The sequence below is a fragment of the Xanthomonas sp. NCPPB 3569 genome, from assembly GCF_041475645.2.
GTDB lineage: Bacteria > Pseudomonadota > Gammaproteobacteria > Xanthomonadales > Xanthomonadaceae > Xanthomonas > Xanthomonas phaseoli.
The window spans coordinates 2,201,032-2,227,978 of record NZ_CM192969.1 but is presented as its reverse complement, the minus strand read 5'-3'; the positions used below and the strand labels follow the sequence as shown (position 1 = coordinate 2,227,978).

The window sequence follows — 26,947 nt, the reverse complement described above, 5'->3', positions numbered from 1 at the left end:
TACGGATGGGTGATGGAGAAGCACGCAGCAGGCGACCTCGCGGTCGTGCACGGTGCGTGCTGGAACGGCGACCTGCGTGTGGACGCAATGCAGGGACGTCCTGCATGAATGCGGAATTTCCGCACGGCAACAGCGTCATGGCGCAGGCGGTGCGCAGCCACGACTGGGCGGCCAGCCCGCTGGGACCTACCGCTCAGTGGCCATCGCCATTGCGCAACGCGGTCGATCTGATGCTGGGTTCGCCCGAAAGCATGTATGTGGTGTGGGGCGATGCGCTGACCTTTTTCTACAACGACGCCTACACGCCGATCCTTGGGCCGCGCCAGGCGCAGGCGCTGGGTGCGCCGTTGCGCGTGTTGTGGGCCGACGCCTGGGAGGCGGTGCGCGAGCCGATCGAGGCGGCATTCGTCGGCCAGGCATCGCGCTTTGAGGAAGTGCCGATCGGCATGAATCGCTACGGCGTGCCGGAGCAGACCTGGTGGACGTTCTCGTTCTCGCCGATCTATCTGGACGATGGGCGGGTGGGCGGCGCGTTCTGCGTCACCAACGAAGTCACCGCGCGCAAGCTGGCGCAGGCGCGGCTGGCCGACGAACACGAGCGCCTGATCCGCCTGTTCGAGCAGGCGCCGATGTTCATGGCCTTCCTGAGCGGGCCGCAGCATCGGGTGGAGTTCGCCAACCCGTGTTATTCGCGTCTGATCGGCCACCGTGACGTCATCGGGCGGCCGTTGGCCGAGGCGCTGCCGGATGCGGTGGAACAGGGACATGTGCGCCGCCTGGACGAGGTGTACCGGTCCGGGCGCGCGTTTTCGGCCAATGCGCTGCCGTACAACGTGCAAGCCGTGCCCGGTGGTCCCACCGAGCCACGCTTGCTGGATCTGGTCTATCAGCCGATCGCAGGCGCCGATGGCACCATCTCCGGCATTTTCGTGCAGGGCCTGGATATCACCGACCGCATCAGCCTGGAACGCGCGGTGCGCGAAGCCGAAGTGCGCAACCGGCAGATCCTGGACAGCGTGATGGACTACGCCATCATCGCCACCGATATGCACGGGCGGGTGACGTCGTGGAACGAGGGCGCGCGGCGCATCCTGGGCTGGAGCGAGGCCGAGATGCTCGGGCAAACACTGCAACGTACCTTTACCCCGGAAGACGTCGAGCAGCGGCAGATGCTGATCGAGGCCGCTGCCGCACTGGAAAGCGGCAGCGGCATGGACGAGCGTTGGCACGTGCGCAAATCCGGCGAGCGGTTCTGGGCCAATGGCTCGCTGATGGTGTTGCGCGAAGAAACCGGCGAGGCGATCGGGTTCGTCAAGGTGTTGCGCGACCGTACCGCCGAGCGGCTGGCCAGCGAGGCGCTGCAAAAGAGCGAGCGGCGCCTGGACGCACTGGTACGCGCGTCATCGCAATCGATTTTTTCCGCCAGTGCCCACTGGCGCGAATTGCGCCAATTGGTGGGCGACGGCGTGCTGAGCGACGCGGCATCGGCCACGCCCGACTGGCAGGCGATGGTGCACCCGGACGACCGCGCGCGGTTGGCGCAAGCGCTTGCGCAGGCGACTGCCGCCAAGTCCGGTGTGGATGTGGAATACCGGGTGCTCGGCGCAGATGGGCAGGTGGGCTGGACCTTGATGCGCGCGATTCCGTTGTTGGATGAGCGCGAGCAGATCGCCGAATGGTTCGGCACCTCTGCCGACATCACCGACAAACGCGTGGCCGAAGAGCAGCTGCGGCAACTCACCGAGACGCTGGAAGAGCGCGTGCGCGAACGCAGCGCGGCGTTGTTGCTGGCCGAAGAGAAGCTGCGTCAAAGCCAGAAGATGGAGGCGGTGGGGCAGCTGACCGGCGGGCTGGCGCACGATTTCAACAATCTGCTCACCGCCATCAGTGTCGGCCTGGAACTGCTGCAGACGCGCATCGAACAGGGCAAGTACGACCGGCTGGAGCGCTATGTGGAAATGGCGCAATCCAGCGCCGCGCGCGCCACCGCACTGACCCAGCGGCTGCTGGCGTTTTCGCGCCGGCAGACGTTGGCGCCCACCGCACTGGATGTGGAGGCGCTGGTGCGCGGCATGCACGACATCATTGCGCGCACGCTGGGGCCGTCGATCGCGCTGCAGCTGCATCCGGCGGACCAGGCGTGGCAGGTGCTGGTGGATGCGCCGCAGCTGGAAAACGCGCTGCTCAATCTCTGCATCAACGCGCGCGATGCCATGCCCGATGGTGGGCGGCTCACCATCAGTCTGCATAACCGCGCGCTGGATGCCGCCGCCGCCCAGCAGCTGGATCTGCCGGCTGGCGATTACGTGTGCCTGAGCGTGCAGGACACCGGAACCGGCATGACCGCAGAGGTCATGTCCAAGGTGTTCGAACCGTTTTTCACCACCAAGCCCATCGGCCAGGGCACCGGGTTGGGCCTGTCGATGATCTATGGGTTCACCCGCCAATCCGGCGGGCATGTACGCATCGATTCGGAAGTGGGTGTAGGCACCACCATGGCCTTGTACCTGCCGCGCTTCACCGGCGTGCTGGCGCAGGGCGAGGTGGCACCTGCGGATGCGCCGCTGCAGCGCAGTGCTGCGCACAGTCGCACCGTGCTGTTGGTGGAGGACGAGACCGCGATTCGTGTCTTGATCTCCGAAGTGCTCACCGAGGCCGGCTACCGGGTGATCGAAACCGCCGAGGGCAGCGCGGCGGTGGAGCGCTTGCGCTCGCAAGAGCACATCGATGTGCTGGTGACGGACGTCGGCCTCACCGGTGGCCTCAATGGGCGCCAGGTTGCCGATGCCGGGCGGCAATCGCGTCCTGCATTGCCGGTGCTGTTCGTCACCGGCTATGCGGCCAGTGCCGCGGTGGGCGCGGGCCAGCTGGACGATGGCATGGAGGTGTTGACCAAGCCCTTCCAGGCCATCGAGCTGGAGCGGCGGGTGGCGCAGTTGCTGGAGCGGCGCGCGCGCTAATCGGTGCCGGTGCTGCGGGTCGTCGGCTGCACCGGCGTCGACGCCTGCAACCTGCATGTCGCGGCGAACATGGCGCAACGATGTTGCGTGCGTGCGCGGTTGGGCCTGCCTAGAGCGCCGTGTGTACGATGCCCAGCAGATCGCGCAGGGAAAATGGCTTGGTTAACAGACGCATGCCGGTATCCAGAAAGTCGGCACGTCTGGCGATTTCGCCCGCGTAGCCAGTCATGAAGACAATGGGCAGCGCGGGGTAGAGCCTGCGCGCCTGGTCGGCAAGGTCGCGCCCGTTCATGCCAGGCAGGCAGATGTCCGATAGCAGCAGATCGAACGGACATGCCCTGGTGAGTTGCGTGAGCGCATGTTCGGCATCGGCGGACGCCACCACGTGGTAGCCCTCGTCGCCAAGGATATCTGCAGCCATTTCGCGGATTGCGTCGTCGTCTTCGACCAACAGGATGCGTGCGTTGGGTGATGCGTGAGCCACTGCGGTCCTCGAGCGATCGCAATGCTGCGATGCTTCCAGACGCACGTTAGGCGCGCCTGCGTGACGGCGGCGTGGGATGCTGAGCTACGTTGCGTTCATCATCGCTGCCAACGTCATTTGCCACGTCGGCGAATGATCAAAAGACTCGGCAACCCTGGTGATTTGCGATACCTGCAGCAGCGATGCCGTGAATCGCGTCAAGCAAAGCAAGCTGATCAGTTCAGTCGCGCCCACCGGCGATTATCACGCACGTGTTAAATTCAGCTCTATGAAGAACGTGACGCCGATGATCGCAAACCGCATCACCACTGGCAGCACCGGGCTCGACACTATCTTGCGAGGTGGGTTGCCTGCCAACCGCTTGTACCTGCTTGAAGGCCAGCCTGGCGCCGGCAAGACGACGCTCGCACTGCAGTTCTTGCTGGATGGCGCGGCCAAGGGCGAGAGTTGCCTGTATGTGACCTTGTCGGAAACCATCGACGAACTCACTGAAGTGGCTGCCTCGCACCATTGGTCGTTGGAGTCCCTGCATATTTTTGAGCTGGCATCTGCAGAGGCGTTCCTTGGCGAAGGGCGGCAGCAATCCATCCTGCATCCGTGGGAAATGGAACTGGATGGCACCATCAAGCTCATCCAGGCCGAAGTGGGCCGGGTGAAGCCGACGCGGGTGGTGTTCGATTCGTTGTCCGAGTTGCGTTTGCTCGCGCAGGATTCGCTGCGCTATCGGCGCCAGGTACTGGCGCTCAAGCAGTATTTCGCGCCGCGCAACATCACCGTGTTTCTGGTCGACGATCTCACCGGCGAAAACGGCGAGCGGGACGCGCATCTGCACAGCCTGTGTCACGGGGTGATTTCGCTGGAGCGCATGACGCTGGAGTTCGGTGCGGCGAGGCGGCGCATGCAGGTGCAGAAATTGCGTGGCGTGGATTTCATCGCCGGCTATCACGACCTGGCCATCGTCACCGGCGGCATGCGGATCTATCCAAGGTTGATCGCCTCCGACCACCACCGGCCATTTGTCGGCGAGCCGGTACCGAGCGGCGTGGAGCGCATCGATGCATTGCTGCACGGCGGCCCGTTACGCGGGACCAGCACGCTGGTGACCGGGCCAGCCGGCTCGGGCAAGACCAATCTGGCCCTGCAGTTCGTGGTTGCCGCGTGCGAGCGCGGCGAGCATTGCTGCGTGCTGGAGTTCGACGAGCGCACCGGCACCTTGTTGAAGCGTGCCGAAGGCCTGGGCATGGATCTGCGCAAATATATGGATGCGGGTCTGCTGGAGTTGCATCAGATGGATCCGGCCGAAGTCACGCCGGGCGAGTTTGCCTGGACGGTGCGCGGCAGCGTGGAGGAGCGCGCGTGCCGCATTCTGGTGATCGACAGCCTCAACGGGTATCTGGCCTCGATGCCGCAGGAAAAGCAGCTGATGTTGCAGATGCACGAGCTGTTGTCGTATCTCAACCAGAGCGGTGTGACCACGTTCCTGATCAACCCGCAGCAGGGGCTGGTCGGCAGCATGGGCACCAGCAGCACCCTCAATGTCTCCTACATGGCCGACACCGTCGTCTTGCTGCGCTTTTTCGAGGCGAAAGGACGCATTCGCAAGGCGTTGTCGGTGATCAAGAATCGCAGCGGCGCACACGAAGATGCGATCCGCGAACTGCGCATCGGCAACAGCGGTCTGCAGCTGAGCGAGCCGCTGGAGAAATTCCACGGCGTGTTGACCGGTACACCGCAGTTTGTCGGAGACGACGGCCCATTGCTGGATCGTCCCCTTGACTATCTGTGACGCGGACGGCTCCATCGTCCATATCGTCGCGCCGTTCGGCCGCGATGCGCACAGCATTGCCAGCATCGTTGGCGAACGCGGACTGATATGCCGGGTCCATGCCACGCTGGGCGCGCTGGCAGGCGACCTGCACGATGGCTCCGGCGTGGTGGTGCTGACCGAAGAAGCCATCCGTGGCGACCTGCATGCGCTGTCGCACATCCTGCAAGGCCAGCAGGCCTGGTCGGACATTCCGTTCGTGTTGTTGCGTACGCCGCGTGGTACGCACAACCGCCGGCAGGTGCGGCTGCCGGCCGACATGACCAATGTCATCGAGTTGGAGCGGCCGCTGAGCTCGGCCTCGTTGCTGAGCGCCATCTCCACCGCGTTGCGCGCACGGCAGAAGCAGTTCGTCATCCGCGACCAGCTGGCGCATTTGGCCGAAAGCCGCGCCGCGCTGGCGCAGAGCGAGGCCGAACTGCGCCGCGTGACCGATGCGCTGCCGGTGCTGATCGCGTTCATCGACAAGAACCTGGTGTACCGCTTTGCCAACCGTTCTTACGAAGACTGGATTGGGGTGCCGCCTGCCAATGTGATCGGGCGTCCGCTGGTGGATGTGGTGGGGCCTGCGGTGGTCCAGGAGCGCCGCGCCTGGATCGAGGCCGCGTTGGCCGGGCAGACCCTGACCATCGAAACCAGCTGGCCGCATGCCGATGGCCGGCGCCGCGACGCGGAAATCCGCTACATGCCGCGCTTCGATGCAGACGGCAAGGTGGATGGATTCCATGTGTTCGCCACCGATGTGACCACGCGTGCGCTGGCGCTGGAATCGATCCAGCAACAGGCCAACCTGCTGGAAGCCAAGGTGGCCGAACGGACCGCCGAGTTGCAGCAGCAGATGCTGGCGCGCGAATCCAGCGAAGCTGCACTGCGCCAGGCGCAGAAGATGGAAGCGGTCGGCCAGCTCACCGGCGGCATCGCACACGATTTCAACAACATGCTCACCGGCATCTTGTCTGCGCTGGATCTGGCACGGCTGCGTATCGACCAGGGGCGCACCGAAGGGCTGGGCCGCTTTCTGGATGTGGCTTCCGCCTCGGCATTGCGCGCAGCTGCGCTTACCCAGCGCCTGCTGGCCTTCTCGCGGCGTCAGTCGCTACAGGCGCGGGATCTGCAGTTGAACGATCTGGTGGTGTCGCTGCAGGAGTTGCTGGCGCGCACGCTGGGCGAATCGGTGCGTCTGGAGATCGATCTCTGTGCGGAGCTGCCTCAGGCGTACGTGGACGAAAACCAGCTGGAAAGCGCACTGATCAACCTGGCCATCAACGCGCGCGACGCCATGCCCGACGGTGGGCAGCTGCGTATCGCAACCCGGCAGCTGCAGGTGGAAGACCAGCCGCTGGAACTCGGGCGTGGCATCGCCCTGGCGCCGGGGAATTACGTGGTGGTGTCGGTCGCAGACACCGGGACCGACGTGCTTGAACGCGTGTTCGAACCGTTCTATACCACCAAGCCGATCGGCCAGGGCACCGGCCTGGGCATGTCGATGATCTACGGCTTCATGCAGCAGTCCAACGGCCAGGTGTGGGTGGAGTCGCAGCCGGGCACGGGCACCACGGTCAGCCTGTATCTGCCCGCCGGGGTCGCGGCGCAAACCGCAGTGCCGCAGACGCAGAGCGATGCGGTGCTGGCAGGGCAGGGCCAGCAGGTGCTGGTGGTGGAAGACGACGAGCAGGTGCGGCTGCTGGTCACCGAGCTGCTCAGCGAGCTGGGTTACCAGGCCGACGTGGTGGCCGACGCGGACGCGGCCCTGCCGATTCTTGCCTCGCCACGCCGGATCGACCTGTTGGTCACCGACGTCGGCCTGCCGGGACTCAACGGACGCCAATTGGCCGAGATCGCGCGGCAGTCGCGGCGCGATCTGCCGGTGATCTTCATGACCGGCTACGCGGAAACGGCGCGCGACCGTGGCGAATTTCTCGGCGAAGGCATGAGCATGATCGCCAAGCCATTCACGCTGGGCGAGTTCAGCGGAAAGCTGCACGATGTGCTGGGGCCTTCGGTCTGAGCACGGCTGGCGCGATGTGGCGAACCAGTTGAACGTGGATGCTGCATGGGAGCGACGTGTAATGGCCGCTTTCGCTCTCGGGTCACGAGCTGTTTGTCTCGCGATTGCGCGGTCTTTCGGTGGCTGCACTCCAGCTGGCAAGGTTGCGCGAGAGACTGCAATGCGATGACGGCGATTTGCCGCCACTGCACGGCACGATGCGTCGCGCTTGATTGTGCGATGCGCTGAGGCGGAGTGTTTTCGCCAGGTGCCGCGTCTAACGGATGACCAGCTGCTTGGCATGCTGCACACGCTGTGTAATTGCACTGCGTTGCAGCTATCGCAATCAGACCGCATCACGCAGGGGGCGTTGCTCAGCGCGTGCCACGCGCGGACTGCCGCGCGCTGGCCATCGATTCGGCCACCGCGATCTTGTCTGCCACCGCCTTCTGCATCGGCGATCCGGTTTCCAGCAAACCGTGCAGATGCCGCCAGTGCGCAGTGGCTGCGGCGAAGTCCTGCTGTTGAAAATCGCTGATGCCCAGCAACCAGAGCCCACGCTGGTTGTCCGGCTCGCGTGCGATCACCTGCTGCAAGCGTGTGCGCGATGCTGCGTCGATGGCGAAATCGTCGTGCGTGGCCATGTCCGCCGCTACCCAGCCCACAATGGCGGCGCTGATATCGGGAGCGATCTTGAGCGCTTGTGCATACGCCTCGCGCGCTTCGGCGGGTCGGTCGTTCTGCTCGAATGTCTTGGCTTGCTGCATGAAGCGATCCAGCGCCTGCGCCTGCGCATCGGCAGTGGTGCGTGCCGATTGCGCCTGCCCCGCAGCCGCAGACGGTGGCAGCGAGACGACGTGGGCTGGCTGCGCTGCATACACCTGCGTCACGATCGCCTCCGGCGCGCCCACCAGCCGATACAACCCGGCCGTGGCCAGCGGCAGGCCCAGTCCCAGCAGAATTGCCCAGCGGCGGCGCGCATCACCGCTGCCGGTGGGGCGGCGCAGCAGTGGTGCCAGCAACAGCAGCAAGGCCAGCGCCACCAGCACGGCACTTGCGATATAAAAACCCGCCATCACCATTCTTCCTCCGCCTGCGGCGCCACCGGCGTCCCGGCACGCGCACGGTGACGCACGGTGTGGACGACCACGCCGGCACCTGCAGCCAACATCAGCGCCGGCCCGAACCACAGCAGCCAGGTGCCGCGTTTGACCGGTGGGTCGTACAACACGAAATCCGAATAGCGATCGACCATGTACTGCTTGATCTGCGCATCGCTCTTTCCGGCCTGCAGTTGCGCGAACACCTGATGCCGCAGATCGCGCGCCAGGCTGGCGTTGGAATCGGCCAGGTTTTCGTTCTGGCAGACCAGGCAGCGCAGTTGCGCGGTCAAGCGCTGGAAGCGCGCTTCTTCGCTGCGGTTCTTGAACGGCAGCGGGTCCACCGCCTGCGCCGCCAGCGAGGGTGCCAGCAGCATGCCAAGCAGCAACACCAGCAACAACCGCACGCGGCGGCCTTGCGCGCGCCAATGCCAGCGCCAATGCAACACGCGTGTTTGAAGCGCCGAGGCCATCACGGCGTGTCCTTGCGCAGCGCGGCGATGGCCGGCAGCAACTCGTCGTCGATGGCATCCGGGGTCAGCACGCCGATGTGCTTGTAGCGGATCATGCCTTGGGCATCGATCAGGAACGTCTCCGGTGCACCGTAGACGCCAAAGTCGATGGCGGTCTGGCCGGCTTCATCGGCGATCACCACAGCATACGGGTTGCCAACGCGCGCGAGCCAGGCGGTAGCATCGGCGGGCACGTCCTTGTAGTTGTAGCCGATCAGCGGCACGCCGAGCCGGCTGGCCTGGGCCATCAACACCGGGTGTTCGTGCACGCATTCGGCGCACCAGCTGCCGAACACATTCAGCACGTAGGGTTTGCCCAGCAACTGCTCACGGCTGACGCGTTGCGCGGGCAGATCCAGCCGCGGCAACGAAAACGCCGGTGCCGGTTTGCCGATCAATGGCGATGGAACCTCGCGCGGATTGTGCTGCATGGTCCGCAGGATGCCGACGCCGAACAGCGCCGCCAGCAACACAAAGCCCAGCAAGGGCAGCAGACGATTCACGGGTGCGATTCCTGTGCGATGACGAGCGCTGGTTGCGCCGAAGAGGCGGCCGCGGTGTGTGCAGTCACCGGCGCACGAAAGCGGCGTGCGCAGGCGCTGACGAAACCGCCGAGCATCATCACCAGGCCGCCGGCCCAGATCCAGCGAATGAAGGGTTTGTAGTACAGCCGCAGCGTCCAGTCGTCTTCGATGTGCTCATCGTCCAGTGGCTCGCCCAGGGCCACATACAGGTCGCGGGCGATGCCAGGATCGATCGCCGATTCGGTCTGGATCCGCTCGCTGCTGTACAGGCGTTTTTGCGGATGCAGTTGCGCGACGATCTGGCCGTCGCGGCTGACCTGCACGCTGCCTTGTTCGGCTTTCCAGTTTGGCCCATCCACCAACTGCACCCCATCGAAACGGAAGCTGTAGCCGGCGATCTGCGCCGACTCGCCGGGCGACAGCCGCACATCGCGTTCCACCGACAGGCTTTCGGAGACCAGCACGCCGGCAACGAACACCGCCACGCCCGCATGTGCGATCAGCATGCCGGCCATTTCCGCCGGAAAGCGCCGCCCGCGCGGCATGTCGCGCCAGCGTTTGACCATGTACAGCGCAGTGCCCGCAGCCACCCATGCGGCCACGCCCATGCCGGCGATCGCCTTGGCCTGGCCATCGGCAAACACACTGCCGACCAGGGCACACGCAATTGCGGCGATGCCGGCGCGCGTGCCGAGTGCTTTCAAGGGTGCGACGTCGGCCTTGCCCCAGCGCAGGTATGGGCCGAACGGCAGCAACAGCACCACCGGCAACATCAACAACGGAAACAGCAGGCCGAAGTAGGGCGGCCCGACCGAGACCTTGCCCAGCGCAAACGCGTCGGCGATCAGCGGGAACAAGGTGCCCAGCAACACCATGGCCGCAGCCACGGTGAGCAGCAGGTTGCCCACGAGAATGCCGGTTTCGCGCGAGGCAGCGGCGAACGGTTTGCCGCTGGCGATCTTGGGCGCGCGCAGTGCATACAACAGCAACGAACCGCCGACTACCGCAACCAGAAAGATGAGGATGTACAGACCGCGGCGCGGATCGGCCGCAAACGCGTGCACCGAGGTCAGCACGCCCGAGCGCACCAGGAAGGTGCCCAGCAACGACAGCGAAAACGCCAGGATCGACAGCAGGATGGTCCACGCGCGTAGGCTGCCGCGTTTTTCGGTGACCGCCTGGGAATGGATCAACGCAGTGCCGACAAGCCATGGCATGAAGCTGGCGTTTTCCACCGGGTCCCAGAACCACCAGCCGCCCCAGCCCAGTTCCGCATAGGCCCACCAGCTGCCGGCGACGATGCCGGCGGTGAGACAAGCCCAGGCCACATTGGTCCACGGCCGCGCCCAGCGCACCCAGGCCTGTTCCAGCTCGCCGCCGAGCAATGCTGCCACGGCGAATGCGAATGCCACCGAAAACCCGACATAGCCGGTGTACAGCACTGGCGGGTGGAAGGTCATGCCCGGGTCCTGCAACACCGGATTGAGCTCGTTGCCATCCAGCGGAATCGGCGACAGCCGCCCGAACGGATTGGAGGTCAGCAGGATGAAGGCCAGAAAGCCCACCGAGATCAGCCCCAGCACCGCCAGCACGCGGACGGCAAAAGGCTGCGGCAAGTGCCGGCTGAACGCGGCCAGCAGCACCGTCCAGGTGGCCAGGATGGCAATCCATAACAGCAGCGAGCCTTCGTGGGCGCCCCACACCGCGGCGAAACGGTAATACCAGGGCAGGGCGATATTGGCGTTTGCGGCGACATAGCCCACCGAAAAATCCAGCGACAACAACGACCAGGCGAGCAGGCCGAACGCCATCCAGACGAACACCGCCTGGCCCACGGCGGCAGGCCGCGCGATACCCATCAATGCGGTGTTGCCGCGCCAGGCACCGATCAAGGGCAGTACGCCCTGGGCGAGCGATAACAGCAGTGCCAGGATCAGTGCGATCTGGCCGAGCTCAGGCGTCATGGTCGAACCGCATAGTGAAACGGAAGGGAGTCATCGACGTGCGTGGTGCCCACTGGCCGCGCTTCAACGCGGCGCGGCCAGCGGTGCGGCGGTGGCGGGAATCGGCTTGCCAAGGTGGCCCTCGGCCATCGCATCCTTCAGCTCTTTCGGCATGTAGGTCTCGTCGTGCTTGGCCAATACTTCGTTGGCCACAAAGCGCCCGGCCTGCATGCGCCCGTTGGCGATGACCGACTGGTTGTCGCGAAACAGGTCCGGAAGAATGCCGGTGTACTCCACCTGGGTCGCCGCGTTTTTATCGATGACAGTGAAGCTGACTTTCAGCGAATCGCTGGAGCGCTGGATCGAGCCGGCCTTGACCATGCCACCGAGGCGGAATTGATGGTAACCGGCCGCTTCCCCCGCGCGTACCTGGCTTGGGGTGAACAGGTAGCTCATGTTCCGCTGCAAAGCGAACACGATGAGCGTGACGGCCAGCGCGGCGGCGGTGAGTACGCCGATCACAAACCACAGGCGTTGTTTGCGCGTGGCGTTCATGGCGCGTCGCGCTCCAGTGCCGGTACCGGTTGGTCGCGTGCATGTCGCGGGGCCTGCCGCTGCAACTGCCCGCGCAGCTCGCGCGGCAGCCGACGACGGCGTAGCCAGGGCGCTGCAAGATCGGCCAGCAGCACCAGCACGAATAAGGCATAAGCGGTCCACACGTACTGGCCGTAACCGCCCATCGCCAGAAAGGTGCTCATGCGGTGCGCTCCGTCAACACGATGCGGCGGACCCAGTCCTTGCCGCTTTCCAATGCCAGCAATTCCACCCGCACGCGGCCAAACAAGCTGGCGACGTAATAGCACTTGGTGGCCAGCATCATGGTCAGCAGCGGCCACAGCATGTCTGCGCTCATCGTGGAGGGGCCGAGCAGGCGCACGGTGGAACCCTGGTGCAGCGTGTTCCACCACACCACCGAGTAATGCACGATGGGCAGATTGACCAGACCCACCAGTGCGAGCAGGCCGGCGGCGCGCATTGCCTGGCGGCGGTCTTCCACCGCGTGGTACAGGCCCAGCACGCCGAGGTACAAGAACAGCAGCAGCAACTCGGAGGTGAGCCGCGCATCCCAGGTCCACCAGGTGCCCCACATCGGCTTGCCCCACAGTGCGCCGGTGCACAGGGTGATGAAGGTGAAGGCTGCGCCGATCGGCGCCGAAGCCATGGCGGCCACTTCGGCCAGCTTGATGCGCCACACCAGCGCAATGAACGCCGAAACGCCCATCGCCGCGTAGATGAAAAGACTCATCCAGGCACTGGGCACGTGGATGAAGATGATGCGGTATGCATCGTGCTGCTGGTAATCCGGCGGTGCCAGGACCAGGCCGCCGTAGGCTGCGACCGCGCCGAGCAACGCGGCCAGCCCTAGCGCCCACGGGCGCACGCTGCCGGCGACACGATAGAAGGTCGGCGGCGAGCTGAGTCGATGCAGCCACAAGGGAATCCACTTGGCCATGCCGGTGCCGTCAGTTGGAGTGTTTGGCGTGAGGCGCCAGCGCCTGCACTGCGGCGCCGGCGTTGACCTGCAACTGCCCGTCGGAGACCTTGCTGGTGCGCTGCATGAGCTCGCGCAACGCCTTGGCATCCATCGACGGTTGCAGCGACAACAGCAGCGCGGCCATGCCGCTGACATGTGCGGCGGCCATCGACGAGCCGGAGGTGAAGTCGTAGCGGCCGTTCGGTTGCGTGGTCAGGATGTCCTTGCCGGGCGCGCTGAGCACGCCGGGCATGGCCGGTGTTGCGCTGCTGCTGCGCACGACCAGCACGCCGGGGACGTCATTGGGAAAGCCATCCAGACGCCCGTTCGGTGGCATTGCCGCCACCACGATGCGGCCCTGTTGCACCAGCTGCTGCAGCATCTTGCTCAGCAGCGGATCGGCGGGGCCGCCCAGGCTCAGGTTGATCACGCACGCGGAGCTGTTGTCGATCGCCGCCAGCGCCTTGGCCAGGGTGAAGGTGTTGCAACGTGCGGTGGCGCCGACCGTAGGCGCGTACCAGCATGCCTTGTAGATACTCAACATGGCCTTGGGTGCCATGCCGACGATGCCCTGGTGATTGTTGCTACCGGCGGCAATGATGCCGGCCACTTCGGTACCGTGCGAATCGGTACTGGTCTTCGCCGGTGTGTCGTCGACCAGATCGTGCACCTCGCGGATGCGCGCCTTCAGGTCGGGGTGGTTGGTGTCCACGCCGGTATCGACGACGGCGATCAGCACGCCGCGGCCCTCGGTCACGGTCTGTGCGCTGGCGGCATCGGTGTCGATAAAGCCGCGTTGCATGTCCACGTACGGGTCGTTGTAGCTGGACAGCGAGGTCGTCTTTTCCGACGCATCGGCGGAGAACACCGAAAAGTCCTGCACTGGCTGCACCAGCTCCACGCCTTCGTCGTCGGCCAATGCACTGACCAGTGCATCGCGCGACACGCCCGGCGGCGGTTGCAGCACAGCGCAATACAGGCCCAGCGAGGTGATCGGCCAGGCCGAGACCTCGCGTAATTTGTAGCGCTGCTTGATGCTGTCCATGCGCGCGGCAGCCTTCTGGCCGGCGCCGTAATAGCTGGATGCGTAGCCGATAAGGCTGGAGCCGGCGCGGGCCGGCGGTGCGGCGAGCGGGTTGGCCACCGCCAGCAGGATGTCGCGGCTGCTGTCGGGCGTTTGCGCATCGGCCAGCGGCGTGGGGGTGCCGGCAACGTCCGTCACCGGCTCCTGGAGGGCTGCGGCAGCGTGCGCGTTGGAGGGCGCGCCCAGGCCGGCGAACGCGGCGATCAGGCCAATGGCGAACAGGCGATTCATGGGGCCGAGACGATCTCCGCCAGCCGGATGCCCGGGGTGGCGCGTAGTTGCTGCACGGTCTGCTGCGGCTGCGCCGGGGGCCGCGGTGCGGCCGGCACCACGGTGTAGGCGCCCATGTCGTTGGGGCCGCCGACCACCTGCAACTGCTGCGCATGCAGCAGCCGGTCCCAGTCGGCCACGGTCATCCTTGCGTCCGGCACCACGCGGATGGCGCCCTGCGGCACCGGCAAGGCCGCGACGCTGCTGAGCGTGCGGTAGTCGTGCGATGGCGATGGCGCGGGCGAGGCCAGCTTGACGCCCATCACGCCCAGCCCGATGGCCTGGACCAGCGCGGCGGCGGCCAGGGCGCGGACCGTCCAACTGCCGGAGCGGCGTGCGGCGGGCGCGCGCGCAGGTGCGCTGTGCTGCTCCGGTGCATCCAGGCGGCCGAGCAGGCGTTGCAGACCGGCGTTCGGGTCCAGCTTCACTGTCGATGGCAGCGCCAGGGCCTGGCGCAGGCGATTCTGTTGGGCGAATTCGGCGCTACACGAGGCGCACTTGGCCACGTGCGCGATCAGCCAGGTGTTTTCTTCTTCGGTGGCACTGTCCAGCAGCACCGCCGGCATCAATTCCCAGGCGTGCGAGCATTCCTTGCCAGGCGCGATGAAAAACGTCTTCATTGCATGGTCTCCGTGCAAGGGGCGCCGCCGGCCAGGCCGGGCAGCACATTGCGTAATTTGACCCGGGCGTGGAACAGCCGGGCTTTGATGGTGCCAACCGGGCACTGCATGATGTCGGCCACTTCTTCGAGCTTGTGGCCGACGCCGTAGACCAGTTCGACCACCAGGCGCTGGTCCGGCGACAGCCGTTCCATGCCCTTGTCCAGCCAGTCGCGCAGTTCGCGGTCGTCGTTGTCGTCGGCGCTGGGGGCGTGGTCTTCCACCAGGGCGGTGTCGTCGATGGCTTCGCCGTCATGCTGGCGCAGGCATTTGAGTCCGCAGCGGTAGGCGATGCCCATGATCCAGGTGGACACCTGCGAGTCGCCGCGGAAGTCGCCGGCCTTTTGCCAGGCGATCCAGAAGCAATCGTTGATGGCCTCTTCGATGATGTCCGGGCGGCGGGTCAGCCGCGACAGGAAGCGGCACAGCCGGCCGTGATAGCTGTGGTACATGCTGGCCAGCGCGTCGCGATCGCCCCCGGCCATGCGGCGCAACAGCATGCGGTCGGTGGCATCGCCCAGGGTGTCGGTGTCATTCATCGGTGCAGGCATGGCAGGTAACCCACGTCAGTGCGCGCAGGCAGGCAAAAGGTTGCGTGTGGATCAGAAGGTTCTGGCGACCGTGCCCAGCCACGGCATGTCGCCGGGGCCGCCCTGCATGCGCGGGGTGTTGCCGCTGGTCAGGATGCGCTCGGCTTTCAGCGTCCATCCGTCGCGGTTCCACTTCAGGCCCACTTGACCGTACTGATAGCGGCCCGAGCGTGCTGCACCGTAGGCCATGGCCGGAAAACGCGACGAGCCGGCACCGAGCGACAGGCTGACGTCGTTGCGCAGCGGGACGTTGGCAGTGACGTCGAACGCCACGTTCCACGGCGAGCGGTCGGCCCGCGGGAAATTGAAGGTGGACAGCGAAAACGTCAGCAGGTCGCGGTAGGACCAGGCCAGGCTGGCTTCCTGGCGGTCGAAGGTGCGGGTGGCGCGGTCGGTTGGGTAGCCGTAGTAGAGCAGGCTGGCCTGCATCTGCCAGCGGTCGTCCAGCATCCAGGCGCGCCCGACCTGGGCGGTGACCGCAACCGGATCGCTCCAGGCCGGGGACTGCAGCGCCACCGAGGTGGACACCGACCAGCCGGGGGCGGGCAGCCAGTAGCCGGCGGCCTGCACGGTGACCTTGTTGGGCGCGATCGAGATGCCTCGGTCGATCAGGCTGGAGGTCAGGGCCACTGCACCGCCGAAGTCCTTGGCCAGGGCGCCACCGCAGGCGCCGGCTGCCAGGGTGAGCAACAGCCACTGCACCAGCGTGCGGTGCCGGCGTGGTTGGCGACGCACCCGCGGTCGGCATGGTTGCTGGGCGGACGCGGCCGGTCGCGCTTCGCACCATGGGTGGCGTGCGGCACTGTCCAACAGTGCGCCCACGCAGAAACCCGCGCGGGCGCAGTCGCGTCGCGGTCGGGAGGGGAGCGGCTTGGAAGCTGGAACGGTGGGCAATGGCGTGGGCGGGTGTCAAACAGGGACGCGATGGTGCCCCAGGTCGGCGGACGAGACCACCGCTCCGGCGGCGATTGCGTCCGTATACGCGAAGGCACCGCAGCGGGCAACGCGACTCCATCCTGGCCTGCCGGGCAGCGACCGCCTGCGACGCCTGGCGGTGCATGCGGCCGGCTGGCAGGCTGCCACGGCCGGACGCGTTGGCGACCGACGCAGCCACGCGACCGGCGGAGCAAGCGATGCAGGGTGGTGCCCGCAGGGCAGGCGACCGACACCGTGGGCATGCAAGCAGGGAGCAGGTGGCGCGCCATCCGTCCGCCCCCTCGGGCGGCGACGCACCATGCCGCGTTGGCCGCGCCTACTTCAAGGTGTTGAGGTAGGCGATCAGTGCGTCGAGCTCCTTCGGGTCGTCCAGGCCGTCGTACTTCATCTTGGTGCCCGGCAGCGCCTTGGACGAGGACTGCGACAGATAGGTCTTGAGCTGGGCCGGGGTCCAGGTCCACTTGCTGTTCTTGAGCACGTCGGAATAGCCGGCAAAGTCGGCGACGGTCCCGGCTGGGCGTCCTGCCACGCCGAACAGCGATGGGCCTTTCTTGTTCTTGCCCGGTTTGACGCTGTGGCACTCACCGCATTCGGTGAGGAAGACGCCGGCGCCGTCGGCGGCGTATGCCGAGGGCACGGTCAGTGCGCCCGCCAGCATCAGGCCGGCCAACGGGGCGCACAACGCGGAGAGTTTGCGGGGTGGGTTCATGTGGATCCGTACAGGTGCGGGAGGGATCAGAAGGCCAGGTTGACCGACAAGGTGAAGCTGTCGAGATCGCGCGGATTGGTGATCGGCGGGCCACGGAAGACGTTGGAGGTACTGCCGTTGAACTTGTCGAAACGGAACCAGCCGGCGGACACGCGCAGGTTGGCCATCGAGGTGTAGGTGCCGTCCTTGCCGAATGGGGTCCAGTACAGCAGGATCAAATTGCTGGTGGTGTCCGGGATACCCACTGGCGAATAGCGCGCCGCATCGAACGAGCCGCTGTTGATCATGTGCGCGGCCAGCACGCCGTAGCTCTGCTTGAAGGCGTAGTTCATGCTGAGGGTCTGATCGCGCACGCTGCCCCGGTCCAGCGCCGGCATGGTCGGGTCGGTCGACATCAGCGGGCTGCCGTATTTGCGACGCTCGTAGATGTTGACGTAGGCCAGCGACAGCACGTGCTCGCGGGTGCCGAGGAACTGGTAGGTCAGGTCGTAGCCGAAATCGGTGAGGTCGTCGCTGGGCCCGGTTCGCAAGGGCTGGCGGCGCGTATTGAGCGCGGTCAGGCCCACCGAGAAGAACTGGCGCTTCATGTCCTTCATGTAGGCAAGACGCGCGTAACTGGTGCCGCTGAGCTTGCCCGGGTCGCCATTGACCGGCCAGCCGAGGCGGTCCTGCGCAGACGGCGACAGCGCGCTGTAGCTGCCCACTTCGCCGTACCAATTGCGGTCGTACAGGCCGTAGACGCTGGCGCCGATGACGCGGTTGGACAACGCCGAGGAGCTGAGCATGGTGGAGGCGCCGCCATTGGAGGCGGGGGTGAGCGTGGAGGCATTCGGCAATACGTGCACCGGGTCGGAAATGCCCGGGTTGTTGTTGACGCTGACGCCGATCATGGTGTCCTTGCCCGCCATCTGGAACGGCTTGCTGACAAAGCGCAGATCGACGTCGTCCAGGCGCGTGTCGAAGGTCGCATTGCCGCTGTTGTTGGAGCGGATCTTCGAATAGCCACCGATGTTGTCGTTGAGGCGGCCGCCCAGATACAGATCGGCCTCGCGCAGGCGCGAGGTGCTGTCGCCGCGGCTGGGGTTGTTGCGCGACCAGGTGAGCTGGCCGGACACCGGGATCTTGGTGCCTTCGCCATCGGTATCGGTAAAACCGCCGAGCTTGAAGCGCATGCCGTAGGGCGTGAGCGAGGGGCCATACGAACCGACATGGCAATCGGCGCAGGACGAGCCGGTCTGGCGCGCGAACGAGGGAATCGCCTGCGCCTGCGTACTGGCCAGTAGCAACAAGGGGCCGGACACGCACAACAAGGACGTCAGGCGGGCGGTACGCGTCGCGGTGCAACGCGGGGCGGGCTGGAAAGCGGGCATGGAAAGTCCTTGTTCGACGGTGCGGGATGCAGCAGTGCGGGAATGGGCGAAGAGACGGATCGCAGGCGGCCGGGCATGGCGGTTCATGCGTGCTTGCCCGGCAAGACGCGACGCAGCAGGCCGTCGCGCAGGACCAGGTGATGCCAGAGCGCGGCGCCGATATGCAGCAGCACCAGCGCCAGCAGCGCCCAGGCCGCATTCAAGTGCCAGGTGCCCAGGGTGTCGCCGAGGTCGCCATCCGGCGCGACCAACGCGGGCAAGGGAGCGCCGAAGAAAGACACTTGCTTGCCGTAGGCGCTGCTCAGCGACCAGCCCAGCAAGGGCAATGCGAGCATCAGGCCGTACATCGCCAGATGCGTGGCGCCAGCGGCCAGGCGCATCGGCAGCGACGCGGGCGGGCCGGGCGGCAATCTGCGCAAACGCAGGCGCAACCCGATGCGTAATGCAAACAGCACCAGCACCAGCAAGCCAAAGTGGCGATGGCCTTCCAGCAGCCACTGACGCAGTGCGCGGCCATCCAGCTCGGCGCGCAGCAGGATCAGCGTGGCGGCCATGGCCAGGCACAGCACGGTGAGCCAGTGCAGCACGCGCATCGCTTTGGGCAAGGGCAGCACGCGCGCAGCTGCGGGCGCCTGTTCTGCCAGGGGCACGGTGTCTGTACCGTTGACGGGAGCGCTGGCGGGCGCCGGGGGGGAGGAACGCATCTGATCTGTCTTCCGGTGGTGGTGGTTGGTTTCCGGCTGCGCACCGCGCGGCCAGGCCTGGCTCCCCACGCCGGCCGAACGGCGGCCAGGTGAACGTGCACCGATGGGTGCGGCGATGTCGGAAAAAGGTTGCGTCGTGATGGCGATTGGTTCGCACGTGCCGCACACCGAAGCGCTGCGCCAGGGTCGGCTGCGCTTGCGCGCACAGCGCTTCGCAGGGCCGCGGCCGCGCGCAACCTTTCGCGTCACCCGACGCACTCAGGCATGTCGCACTACGTGCAGTCAGCGGTTACGCCTCTCTAATCATGGCTATCGAACGCATCCAGTTGCATACCCACGGTGACGATCGCGGGCTGCTCATTTCATTGGAGCAGCAGCGCAATGTTCCGTTCGAGATCCGCCGCGTGTATTACCTGTTCGGCACGCGCCACGACGTGCACCGCGGCCAGCACGCGCATCGCCAGCTCAATCAATTCGCCGTGGCCTTGCACGGCTCGGTGACGATCCTGCTCGACGAAGGCCACGGCAATGGCCCCAGCGAAGTGGTGCTGGACGACCCATCGCAAGGCCTGCTGCTCGGCCGCATGGTGTGGCGCGACCTGTACCGCTTCAGTGCCGACTGCGTGCTGATGGTGCTGGCCGACCAGCTTTACGATCCTGGCGACTACATTCTGGATTACGACCAGTTCGTGAGCGAAGTGCGCAATGGCACCGTGCTGCAAGCCCGCAGGCTGGAAGCATGAGCGCACCGAAGCAACTGGTGATTGTCGGCGCGGGCGAGTTCGCGCAGATCGCCTGCGAGTACTTCCAGCACGACAGCCACTACACGGTGGCGGCCTTCAGCGTGGAGCGCGCTTTTCTGCTGCAGCCCTCAGTGGCCGGGTTGCCGGTGGTGGCGTACGAAGAACTGGAGCAACGCTACCCGCCGCAAGACTACGCGGTGTTCGTGGCGATTCCTGCAACGCAACTCAATCGCCTGCGCACCCGTTTCTTCCAGGATGTGCTGCGGCGCGGCTATCGCTGCGCGACGTATGTGAGCTCGCGCGCATTCGTCTGGCAAAACGCGCAGATCGGCGCCAACTGCTTCATCTTCGAGGGCAATGTCGTGCAGCCGTTCACCCGCATCGGCGACAACTGCGTATTGTGGAGCGGTAACCATATCGGCCACCGCACGGTGGTGCAGGATCATGTCTTCATTGCCTCGCATGCGGTGATTTCCGGCTATTGCGAGATCGGGCAGGGCAGCTTTATCGGGGTCAACGCCACGCTCAGCGACAAGGTGCGCATTGCCGCAGACAACGTCATCGGTGCCGGCGCGCTGGTGACGCGACATACCGAAGCCGAGCGCGTGTACGTGGGCTCGCCGGCACGCGCGGTGGCGGGCAGATCCAGCTTCGATGTGGAGCTCTGAGCGGTGTTTGCCTGGAAAAAACGCGGGCTTGTGTTCGATGTCGCCCGCCATGGGGTGGGCGGCTGGATGCACCATGCCGCACTGACGCCAACACCGCATCGCTTGTCTGCTCAGGTGCTGCGTGTGTACGCCGGCTTTCGCGATGCGCAGGGCGTGAGCCGGATCGGCTACGTGGATGTGCGCGCCGATGCGCCAACGCAGATCGTCGGCGTCAGCAAGCAGCCTGTGCTCGACATTGGCCGTGATGGGTGTTTCGACGACAACGGCATGATCCTGGGCGATGTGGTCGCCGGGCCGGACGGGCTGTACCTGTTCTATGTCGGGTTCCAGCGCGTGGCCAAGGCCAAGTTCCTCGCCTTTACCGGGCTGGCGGTGTCCTGCGATGGTGGCGAGAGCTTCCAGCGCCGGCAGGAAACGCCGCTGCTCGATCGCGCCCCTGGGCGCAGCACGATTGCCGCGGTGCATTCGGCACGCTACGACGATGGCCGCTGGCGGTTGTGGTACGCGGTGGGCGATGACTGGGAAACGATTGGCGGCCACCCCTATCCGCGTTACCACATCCGCTACGCACAGACCGACGACCTGCGTTGCATTCCCACCGACGATGTTGTGTGCCTGCGCCCACGCGGCGACGAATACCGCATCGGGCGTCCGCGCGTGTATCGGTTCGGCGAGCGCTACGTGATGTATTTCACCCGTGGCGACCTGAAGGGCGGCTACTTTCCCGGCATCGCCTTCAGTGGCGACGGGGTGCACTGGGAGCGCGACGACCGTCGATTGGGGCTTGCATTGTCCAATGAAGGCTGGGATGCGCAGACGCTGTGCTACCCCGCCTTGATTCGGCGCGGCGAGCGCGTGTTGATGTTCTATAACGGCAACGCGATGGGGCAGGCGGGCTTCGGCCTGGCAGAGGCGGCGTTGCCGGTTGCGTTGCAGGACTGCGATGTTTTCGGTTAGGTCTTACGTGCCGGGCGATGCGCCGGCGTGGGACGCCCTGGTGGCGTCATCGCGCAATGGCAATCTGCTGCATCGGCGTGACTATATGGACTATCACGCCGAGCGCTTCGTGGATGCGTCCGTGTTGGTTGAACGTGGGGGCGCGGTGGTGGCGGTGCTCCCGGCCAATGTGCAGGGCAGTTGCGTCAGCAGCCACGCCGGGCTCACCTATGCCGGGCTGCTGTCGTCGATGGCGCTGCGTGCCGGCGCCACCTTGCAGGTGTTCGAGCAGATTGCCGCGCACTACCGCGCGCTAGGCGTGCGCGAGGTCATCTACAAGCCGGTGCCGCATATCTTTCATGCCTACCCGGCCGAAGAACAGCTGTACGCGCTGCATCGGCTGGGCGCGCAGCTGTGCCGGCGCGATTTGTCGTCGGTGATTGCGCTACGCGAGCGGCCTGCATTCAGTGCCGAGCGGCAGCGTTCCATTGCCAAGGCGCGCAAGGCTGGGGTGCAGGTCCAGCGCGGGACCCAGCTCGTCGAATTCCATGCGCTGCTGACCCAGGTCCTGCAGCGGCATGGCGTGGCACCGACGCATCGGCTGGATGAGCTTCAACTGCTGCAACGCCGGTTCGCGCAGCAGATCGTGTTGCATGAAGCGCGCGCTGATGGGCAATTGGTCGCAGCCGCGTTGGTCTTCGACTTCGGTCGCTGTGTGCATACCCAATACCTGGCGGTCTCCGAACAGGGCCGCCGGCTGGATGCGTTGAGCTTGCTGCTGGCCGACCTCATCACCGATGTCTACGCGCAGCGCGCCTATTTCAGTTTCGGTATCTCCACCGAACAGGGCGGGCAGGTGCTCAACGAAGGTTTGGTGGAACAAAAGGAACGCTTCGGCGCGCGTGCCGTGGTGCAGGATGTCTATCGATGGTTGATGTAATGGATGTGCCTTTCCTGGATTTGCGTGCAGTCAATGCACGCTATGCCGATGCGCTCAAGACCGCAGCGGCGCGTGTCATCGATGCCGGCTGGTATGTGCTCGGCCAAGAGCTGGCCGCGTTCGAGGACGAATTCGCCAGTTATTGCGGCACCACGCAGGCAATCGGCGTGGGCAATGGGCTGGATGCGTTGGCGTTGATCCTGCGGGGCTACCGTGAGCTGGGGGTCTTGCGCGAAGGCGACGAAATCATCGTGCCCGCCAACACCTTCATCGCGACATTCCTGGCGATCAGCCAGAACCATCTTGTGCTGGTGCCGGTCGAGCCGGACCCGGTCACGTTCAACATCGACCCGGCAAGGGTGGAGAAGGCGATCGGGCCCCGCACGCGCGCGATCATGGCAGTGCACCTGTATGGGCAGTTGGCTGAGATGCAGGCCCTGCAGACCCTGGCCCATCGCTACGGCCTGCTGCTGATCGAGGATGCCGCTCAAGCGCATGGTGCACGCGCACACGGGCGGCGCGCCGGTGCGTTCGGCGATGCGGCGGCCTTCAGTTTCTTCCCGACCAAGAACCTGGGTGCACTGGGCGATGGCGGCGCAGTCACGACCTCGGATGCACGTCTGGCCGAGTGCATTCGCGCGCTGCGCAACTACGGCTCGGAAGTGAAGTATCACCATCTCTGCCAGGGGGTGAATTCGCGTCTGGATGAAATGCAGGCTGCGTTCCTGCGCGTCAAGCTGGGCTATCTGGAGGACGAGATCGCGCTGCGGCGCGCAGTGGCGCAGCGGTATCTGCACGGTATCTGCAACCCGCTGGTCATGCTGCCCGCGCCGGTGGCCGAGCAGCAGCACGTCTGGCATCTGTTCGTGGTACGCAGCCCGCAGCGCGATGCCTTGCAGGCACATCTGTTGCGGCAGGGCATCCACACGCAGATCCATTACCCGGTGCCGCCGCACCGGCAGCCTGCATATGCCTCGCTGGGCGAGGCCTGCCTGCCGCTGAGCGAACAGCTGCACCGGGAAGTACTGAGCCTGCCGATGGGGCCGGCGTTGGACGATGCAGCAGTTGCGCAGGTGATCGCGGCCTGTCAATCGTTCGGCAGCAACACATGAATCTCGTGCGCAGCAGCGCCTACACCGGCGTTGCGACGCTGGCCAAGCTGCTGGCGGCATTGGTGGTGGTCAAGCTGGTCGCCGTCGACGCCGGTCCGCAGGGCGTGGGCCGGCTTGGCCAGTTCCTCAACCTGATGTCGGTGCTGGCGGTATTGGCCGGTGGCGGCATCAGTGCCGGCATCGTCAAGTATGTAGCGCAGTACCGCGACGATGCGCCCGCGTTGGCGCGCTTGCTGAGTGCGGCGCTCTTATACGCATTCTGCGCGGCCTGCGTGATCGCACTGCTGGCGGTGGTCTTCAGTGGAGCGATTGCCGAGCGCCTGCTGGGCGATGCGAGCTACCGCCCGCTGATCTGCGTATTGGCAATCGCGCAGCTGGGAATCGCACTGCTCAATTACCTGCTGGCGCTGATCAACGGCTTCATGGATGTACGGCGGCTCGCCTTCGTGCAGACGACAGGCGCCATGCTGAGCGTTGCCTTGGTGGCGTGGCTCTCCAGCCGGGCGCAATTGCACGGGGCGCTGTTGGCGCTGGTCCTGGGGCAGGTGCTGTGGCTGCTGGCGGCGGTCCCTGCGCTGCGGCGTAGCCCCTATTTTCAACCTGCAATGTGGCGGATGCGCTTTGACGCGCAGATGACCCATCGGCTGGCGGCATTTTCGCTGATGACGCTCACCTCGACACTGGTGCCGCAGCTGGTGACCATCGTGGTGCGCCATCATCTCGCGGCGCGGTTCGGTTGGGAGCAGGTGGGCTACTGGCAGGCGGTCAGCCGGGTCTCCGATGCCTATCTGCTGTTCTTCACCACCGCCATCAACGTGTACTACCTGCCCAAGCTGGCATCGCTGCAAGACGGCGCGGGTCTGGGCAGCGAGCTGCGCAGCGCGTATCGCTACGTCATGCCGGCGGTGATCGTGGTGGCGCTGGGCGTGTATGTAGGCCGCGATTGGGTGACCTGGCTACTGTTCGATATGCAATTTGCCGCTGCAGCGCCCTTGTACGGCCCGCAGCTGCTGGGCGATGTCATCAAGGTTGCGGCGTTCGTGCTGTCGTACGTGATGCTGGCCAAGGCGATGACGCGGCTGTTCGTGATCTCCGAATGCGTGTTCGCAGCGAGCTATCTGGCGCTGGTGTACGTGTTCACCGCGTGGTTCGGGCTGATCGGTGCGATGTACGCCTTCGCCGCCAACTACGTGCTGTATCTGTTGTTCAACATCGTGGTGGTGCGACGCTATCTGGAGCGGGCGGCATGAACGATCAGGCGCCGGTATCGGCACGTGCACGCTGGCCGTTGGTGTCGGTGCTGATTCCGGCGTTCAACCATGCGCGTTTCGTGCAACGTTGCCTGGACAGCGTCCTGGAAGACCCGTACCCATGCAAGGAGATCGTGATCATCGACGATGGCTCCAGCGATGCCACTGGCGAAAAGATCAGCCAGTGGATCAGCGAGCATGGGCATCGGCTACCGGTGCACTTCGTGCAACGCGAGAATCGGGGAGTTGCCGCCACCCTCAACGAACTGGCATTGCGCGCGCGGGGAGAGTATCTGCGGCTTGGTGCAAGCGACGATTACTTGTTGCCCGGCGGGCTGGACGCGCAGGTACGCTATCTGCGCGGACATCCGCAAAAGCTTGCGGTGATCGGCGATGCCCGCGTGGTCGATGCGCATGGCCAATTGCTGCATGGCAGCGCCATGCGCGATCTGCATCGGGTCGACAAGAGCCTGTACTGCTCCGAATCCGGCATCCGGCATGCGGTGATACGGCAGTGGGCTGTCAGCGGCGCGGTGGCGCTGCTACGGCGCAGTGCGTTCGACGCGCGCAGCGGCTGGGACGAGTCGCTACGAATCGAAGACTGGGATTTCTTCCTGCGCCTGGTTGCAGGCGATGCACTGGGCTTCATCGATCTGCCGGTATGCGCCTACCGCCTGCATGGCGGCAACCTCAGCAAGACCGCAAACGTGCCGGCACGCATCGCCAACCTGAGCGAGTCGCGGCAAGTGGCGTTGCGTTGCGCACCATTGTTCGATGCGCCCTATCGCACACTGCTGTATGCGCAGGCGCGCTACATCGCAGCCAAGGTGGAATTCCTGCGGCGCCGGCCGCACCGTGTAGCCGCGCATCTAGTGGTCTATGCATGGTTGTCGCTGTCTGCCAGATGGCGTCCGAAACGTGCCGTGCGTGCGGTGGAGCTTGCATGATCGCACTGTTGCGCCGCCCGGCGACCTATCTGGCATTGCCCATGTTGCTCAGCTGCGCGTTGACGTGGCTGACCTATGCGCTACCCGACGGCTACCTGGCAGGCATCGTGCTGCTGGCGCTTGCGGCAGCGGCCACCTTCGCGCTCGACGCGCTGCTGCGCACACAGCTGCCGTCGGTCGAGCGCTTTCGCCACTACCGGTACGCCGGTACCCGCGATGCATTCCTGGCGATGGGGCTGGCCGCGGCGGTGACGGTGTTCTGTATCGCCGACGTGCTGCTGTTTCCCATTCCGTTGTTCAGCGATCCAGCGTCGTACGCCACCTTGAGCCCTGCGCGTGCGCATGTGCGGCACATCTCCAATATGTGCTGGATCCTGCCACCGATCGCCCTGCTGTGCGTGCGCCATCGTGGCTTGCGTGCGGCGATGGTGACGTTGGGGTTTGTATTTCCCATCGTGGTGATCGATCGCAACCGCATCTTCGCTGGCCTGTTCTCCTTCGTGCTGGTGATGCTGTTGCGGCGCGACCCGGCGCGTCGGCTGCCGTGGAAGACCATCGGCCTGCTGGTGCTGGCCGGTGGTGGCGTGTTTTCGATGCTCGGCGCGTTGCGCTCCGGTTCCCTGGCCACCGTGGCGTTGCCGTTCAGTGCGTTCTACCGTGCCATGCCGCAGGGCCTGCAATGGTTGCTGCTCTACATCAGCGCAGGGCCTTATAACTTCGGTGCGATGTTGGCCAAGGGCTACGTCAACGCCAGCTTCCTGGTCAATCAACTGGTGCCGTTCAGTGGTTCGATCGCCACTGCCGGCACCAGCATTCCGCTGGATGCGCCCAATATCAATGTCGGCACCGAGTTCTTCCCGTTCCTGATGGCGTGGGGCGCTGCCGGTGCCTTGCTTGCGCTATTGGCCTTGTACGCCGGGCTGGTCTGGAGCGTGCGCCGGCTCCATGGCTCGCTGTCGATCTTTCACGTGCTGATCTTCCTGCGCATCGCCTATGCCTGCCTGATGTCGCCCTTTGCGCCACAGGCGTTCACCTGGACCAACTTCGGCTTCATCGCGCTGTGCCTGGTGCTGCATGCCTGCACGGTGCTGTTGCCCAGCCGCCTGTCCCCACACCCGTCTGCCGCGTAAGCGTGCAGCACGCCATCCATCGCCCCGTTG

At 65.5% G+C, this 26,947-nt stretch carries 26 protein-coding genes; 11 read left to right on the top strand and 15 right to left on the bottom strand.

Features of this window, described 5'->3' with window-relative positions; all coding sequences use genetic code 11:
* Window positions 1–104 precede the first annotated feature (104 nt).
* A complete protein-coding gene (locus ACCQ03_RS09595; RefSeq protein ID WP_150145812.1) occupies window positions 105–2,960 on the top strand; it encodes a hybrid sensor histidine kinase/response regulator in 2,856 nt (951 codons plus the stop codon).
* Between the two features lie 109 nt (window positions 2,961–3,069).
* Here ACCQ03_RS09595 and ACCQ03_RS09590 read toward each other — a convergent pair whose 3' ends face one another.
* The gene (locus ACCQ03_RS09590; protein ID WP_017155051.1) at window positions 3,070–3,414 is read right to left on the bottom strand and encodes a response regulator; all 345 of its coding nucleotides are present in this window, start codon (window positions 3,412–3,414) and stop codon (window positions 3,070–3,072) included.
* Between the two features lie 298 nt (window positions 3,415–3,712).
* On the opposite strand from ACCQ03_RS09590, the gene ACCQ03_RS09585 reads away from it, so the two are divergent.
* Window positions 3,713–5,230: an ATPase domain-containing protein gene (locus ACCQ03_RS09585; protein ID WP_057678599.1), complete on the top strand. Its 1,518-nt coding sequence runs from the start codon at window positions 3,713–3,715 to the stop codon at window positions 5,228–5,230.
* Window positions 5,217–7,277 (top strand): PAS domain-containing protein, encoded by a 2,061-nt coding sequence (locus ACCQ03_RS09580; RefSeq protein WP_372359844.1) that lies wholly within the window; start codon window positions 5,217–5,219, stop codon window positions 7,275–7,277. Before ACCQ03_RS09585 ends, ACCQ03_RS09580 begins: the two co-directional genes overlap by 14 nt.
* A gap of 353 nt (window positions 7,278–7,630) precedes the next feature.
* On the opposite strand, the gene ACCQ03_RS09575 is transcribed toward ACCQ03_RS09580, so the two are convergent.
* The 14 genes from ACCQ03_RS09575 to ACCQ03_RS09510 form a co-directional block, all read right to left on the bottom strand.
* The gene (locus ACCQ03_RS09575; protein WP_209226379.1) at window positions 7,631–8,338 is read right to left on the bottom strand and encodes a tetratricopeptide repeat protein; all 708 of its coding nucleotides are present in this window, start codon (window positions 8,336–8,338) and stop codon (window positions 7,631–7,633) included.
* A complete protein-coding gene (locus ACCQ03_RS09570) occupies window positions 8,332–8,829 on the bottom strand; it encodes a cytochrome c-type biogenesis protein (protein ID WP_057678571.1) in 498 nt (165 codons plus the stop codon). Before ACCQ03_RS09570 ends, ACCQ03_RS09575 begins: the two co-directional genes overlap by 7 nt.
* Entirely contained in the window at window positions 8,829–9,371 is a 543-nt protein-coding gene (locus tag ACCQ03_RS09565; RefSeq protein WP_057678572.1) for a DsbE family thiol:disulfide interchange protein, read from the bottom strand. Before ACCQ03_RS09565 ends, ACCQ03_RS09570 begins: the two co-directional genes overlap by 1 nt.
* A complete protein-coding gene (locus ACCQ03_RS09560; RefSeq protein WP_057678573.1) occupies window positions 9,368–11,356 on the bottom strand; it encodes a heme lyase CcmF/NrfE family subunit in 1,989 nt (662 codons plus the stop codon). Before ACCQ03_RS09560 ends, ACCQ03_RS09565 begins: the two co-directional genes overlap by 4 nt.
* A 63-nt stretch (window positions 11,357–11,419) precedes the next feature.
* Window positions 11,420–11,890: a cytochrome c maturation protein CcmE gene (ccmE, locus tag ACCQ03_RS09555; RefSeq protein WP_057678574.1), complete on the bottom strand. Its 471-nt coding sequence runs from the start codon at window positions 11,888–11,890 to the stop codon at window positions 11,420–11,422.
* Entirely contained in the window at window positions 11,887–12,093 is a 207-nt protein-coding gene (gene ccmD / locus ACCQ03_RS09550; RefSeq protein WP_057678575.1) for a heme exporter protein CcmD, read from the bottom strand. Before ccmD ends, ccmE begins: the two co-directional genes overlap by 4 nt.
* On the bottom strand, window positions 12,090–12,848 hold the full coding sequence (locus ACCQ03_RS09545) for a heme ABC transporter permease (RefSeq protein WP_057678576.1): 759 nt from the start codon (window positions 12,846–12,848) through the stop codon (window positions 12,090–12,092). The genes ccmD and ACCQ03_RS09545 overlap by 4 nt, the downstream gene beginning before the upstream one ends.
* A 10-nt stretch (window positions 12,849–12,858) precedes the next feature.
* Window positions 12,859–14,184 (bottom strand): S8 family peptidase, encoded by a 1,326-nt coding sequence (locus ACCQ03_RS09540; protein WP_209226374.1) that lies wholly within the window; start codon window positions 14,182–14,184, stop codon window positions 12,859–12,861.
* A complete protein-coding gene (locus ACCQ03_RS09535; RefSeq protein WP_057678578.1) occupies window positions 14,181–14,843 on the bottom strand; it encodes a zf-HC2 domain-containing protein in 663 nt (220 codons plus the stop codon). Before ACCQ03_RS09535 ends, ACCQ03_RS09540 begins: the two co-directional genes overlap by 4 nt.
* Window positions 14,840–15,433 (bottom strand): sigma-70 family RNA polymerase sigma factor, encoded by a 594-nt coding sequence (locus tag ACCQ03_RS09530; RefSeq protein ID WP_209226372.1) that lies wholly within the window; start codon window positions 15,431–15,433, stop codon window positions 14,840–14,842. Before ACCQ03_RS09530 ends, ACCQ03_RS09535 begins: the two co-directional genes overlap by 4 nt.
* 51 nt (window positions 15,434–15,484) lie before the next feature.
* Window positions 15,485–16,207: a TorF family putative porin gene (locus ACCQ03_RS09525; RefSeq protein WP_209226368.1), complete on the bottom strand. Its 723-nt coding sequence runs from the start codon at window positions 16,205–16,207 to the stop codon at window positions 15,485–15,487.
* A 517-nt stretch (window positions 16,208–16,724) separates the two neighbouring features.
* Window positions 16,725–17,117 carry a c-type cytochrome gene (locus ACCQ03_RS09520; RefSeq protein WP_057678581.1) on the bottom strand — a complete coding sequence of 131 codons (393 nt, stop codon included), beginning with the start codon at window positions 17,115–17,117 and terminating at the stop codon, window positions 16,725–16,727.
* Between the two features lie 26 nt (window positions 17,118–17,143).
* A complete protein-coding gene (locus ACCQ03_RS09515; RefSeq protein WP_017155064.1) occupies window positions 17,144–18,487 on the bottom strand; it encodes a hypothetical protein in 1,344 nt (447 codons plus the stop codon).
* Window positions 18,488–18,570: 83 nt separating this feature from the next.
* Window positions 18,571–19,191, bottom strand: coding sequence for a cytochrome b (locus ACCQ03_RS09510; protein ID WP_244664067.1), 621 nt, complete (start codon window positions 19,189–19,191; stop codon window positions 18,571–18,573).
* Between the two features lie 305 nt (window positions 19,192–19,496).
* Here ACCQ03_RS09510 and ACCQ03_RS09505 point away from each other — a divergent pair, with 305 nt between their 5' ends.
* From ACCQ03_RS09505 to ACCQ03_RS09470, 8 genes are read left to right on the top strand one after another with little or no spacing between them, the layout of a single operon-like run.
* On the top strand, window positions 19,497–19,934 hold the full coding sequence (locus ACCQ03_RS09505) for a sugar 3,4-ketoisomerase (protein ID WP_057678583.1): 438 nt from the start codon (window positions 19,497–19,499) through the stop codon (window positions 19,932–19,934).
* On the top strand, window positions 19,931–20,602 hold the full coding sequence (locus ACCQ03_RS09500) for an acetyltransferase (protein WP_057678584.1): 672 nt from the start codon (window positions 19,931–19,933) through the stop codon (window positions 20,600–20,602). The genes ACCQ03_RS09505 and ACCQ03_RS09500 overlap by 4 nt, the downstream gene beginning before the upstream one ends.
* 3 nt (window positions 20,603–20,605) lie before the next feature.
* Window positions 20,606–21,559 (top strand): glycoside hydrolase family protein, encoded by a 954-nt coding sequence (locus ACCQ03_RS09495; RefSeq protein ID WP_057678585.1) that lies wholly within the window; start codon window positions 20,606–20,608, stop codon window positions 21,557–21,559.
* 7 nt (window positions 21,560–21,566) lie between these two features.
* The gene (locus ACCQ03_RS09490) at window positions 21,567–22,478 is read left to right on the top strand and encodes a GNAT family N-acetyltransferase (protein WP_081022791.1); all 912 of its coding nucleotides are present in this window, start codon (window positions 21,567–21,569) and stop codon (window positions 22,476–22,478) included.
* Window positions 22,466–23,590 (top strand): DegT/DnrJ/EryC1/StrS family aminotransferase, encoded by a 1,125-nt coding sequence (locus ACCQ03_RS09485; RefSeq protein ID WP_081022790.1) that lies wholly within the window; start codon window positions 22,466–22,468, stop codon window positions 23,588–23,590. Before ACCQ03_RS09490 ends, ACCQ03_RS09485 begins: the two co-directional genes overlap by 13 nt.
* Window positions 23,587–24,840, top strand: coding sequence for an O-antigen translocase (locus ACCQ03_RS09480; RefSeq protein WP_057678588.1), 1,254 nt, complete (start codon window positions 23,587–23,589; stop codon window positions 24,838–24,840). Before ACCQ03_RS09485 ends, ACCQ03_RS09480 begins: the two co-directional genes overlap by 4 nt.
* Complete coding sequence (locus tag ACCQ03_RS09475; RefSeq protein ID WP_057678589.1) at window positions 24,837–25,787, top strand: glycosyltransferase; 951 nt, start codon at window positions 24,837–24,839, stop codon at window positions 25,785–25,787. The genes ACCQ03_RS09480 and ACCQ03_RS09475 overlap by 4 nt, the downstream gene beginning before the upstream one ends.
* Window positions 25,784–26,917 carry a hypothetical protein gene (locus ACCQ03_RS09470; protein ID WP_057678590.1) on the top strand — a complete coding sequence of 378 codons (1,134 nt, stop codon included), beginning with the start codon at window positions 25,784–25,786 and terminating at the stop codon, window positions 26,915–26,917. The genes ACCQ03_RS09475 and ACCQ03_RS09470 overlap by 4 nt, the downstream gene beginning before the upstream one ends.
* Window positions 26,918–26,947 lie beyond the last annotated feature (30 nt).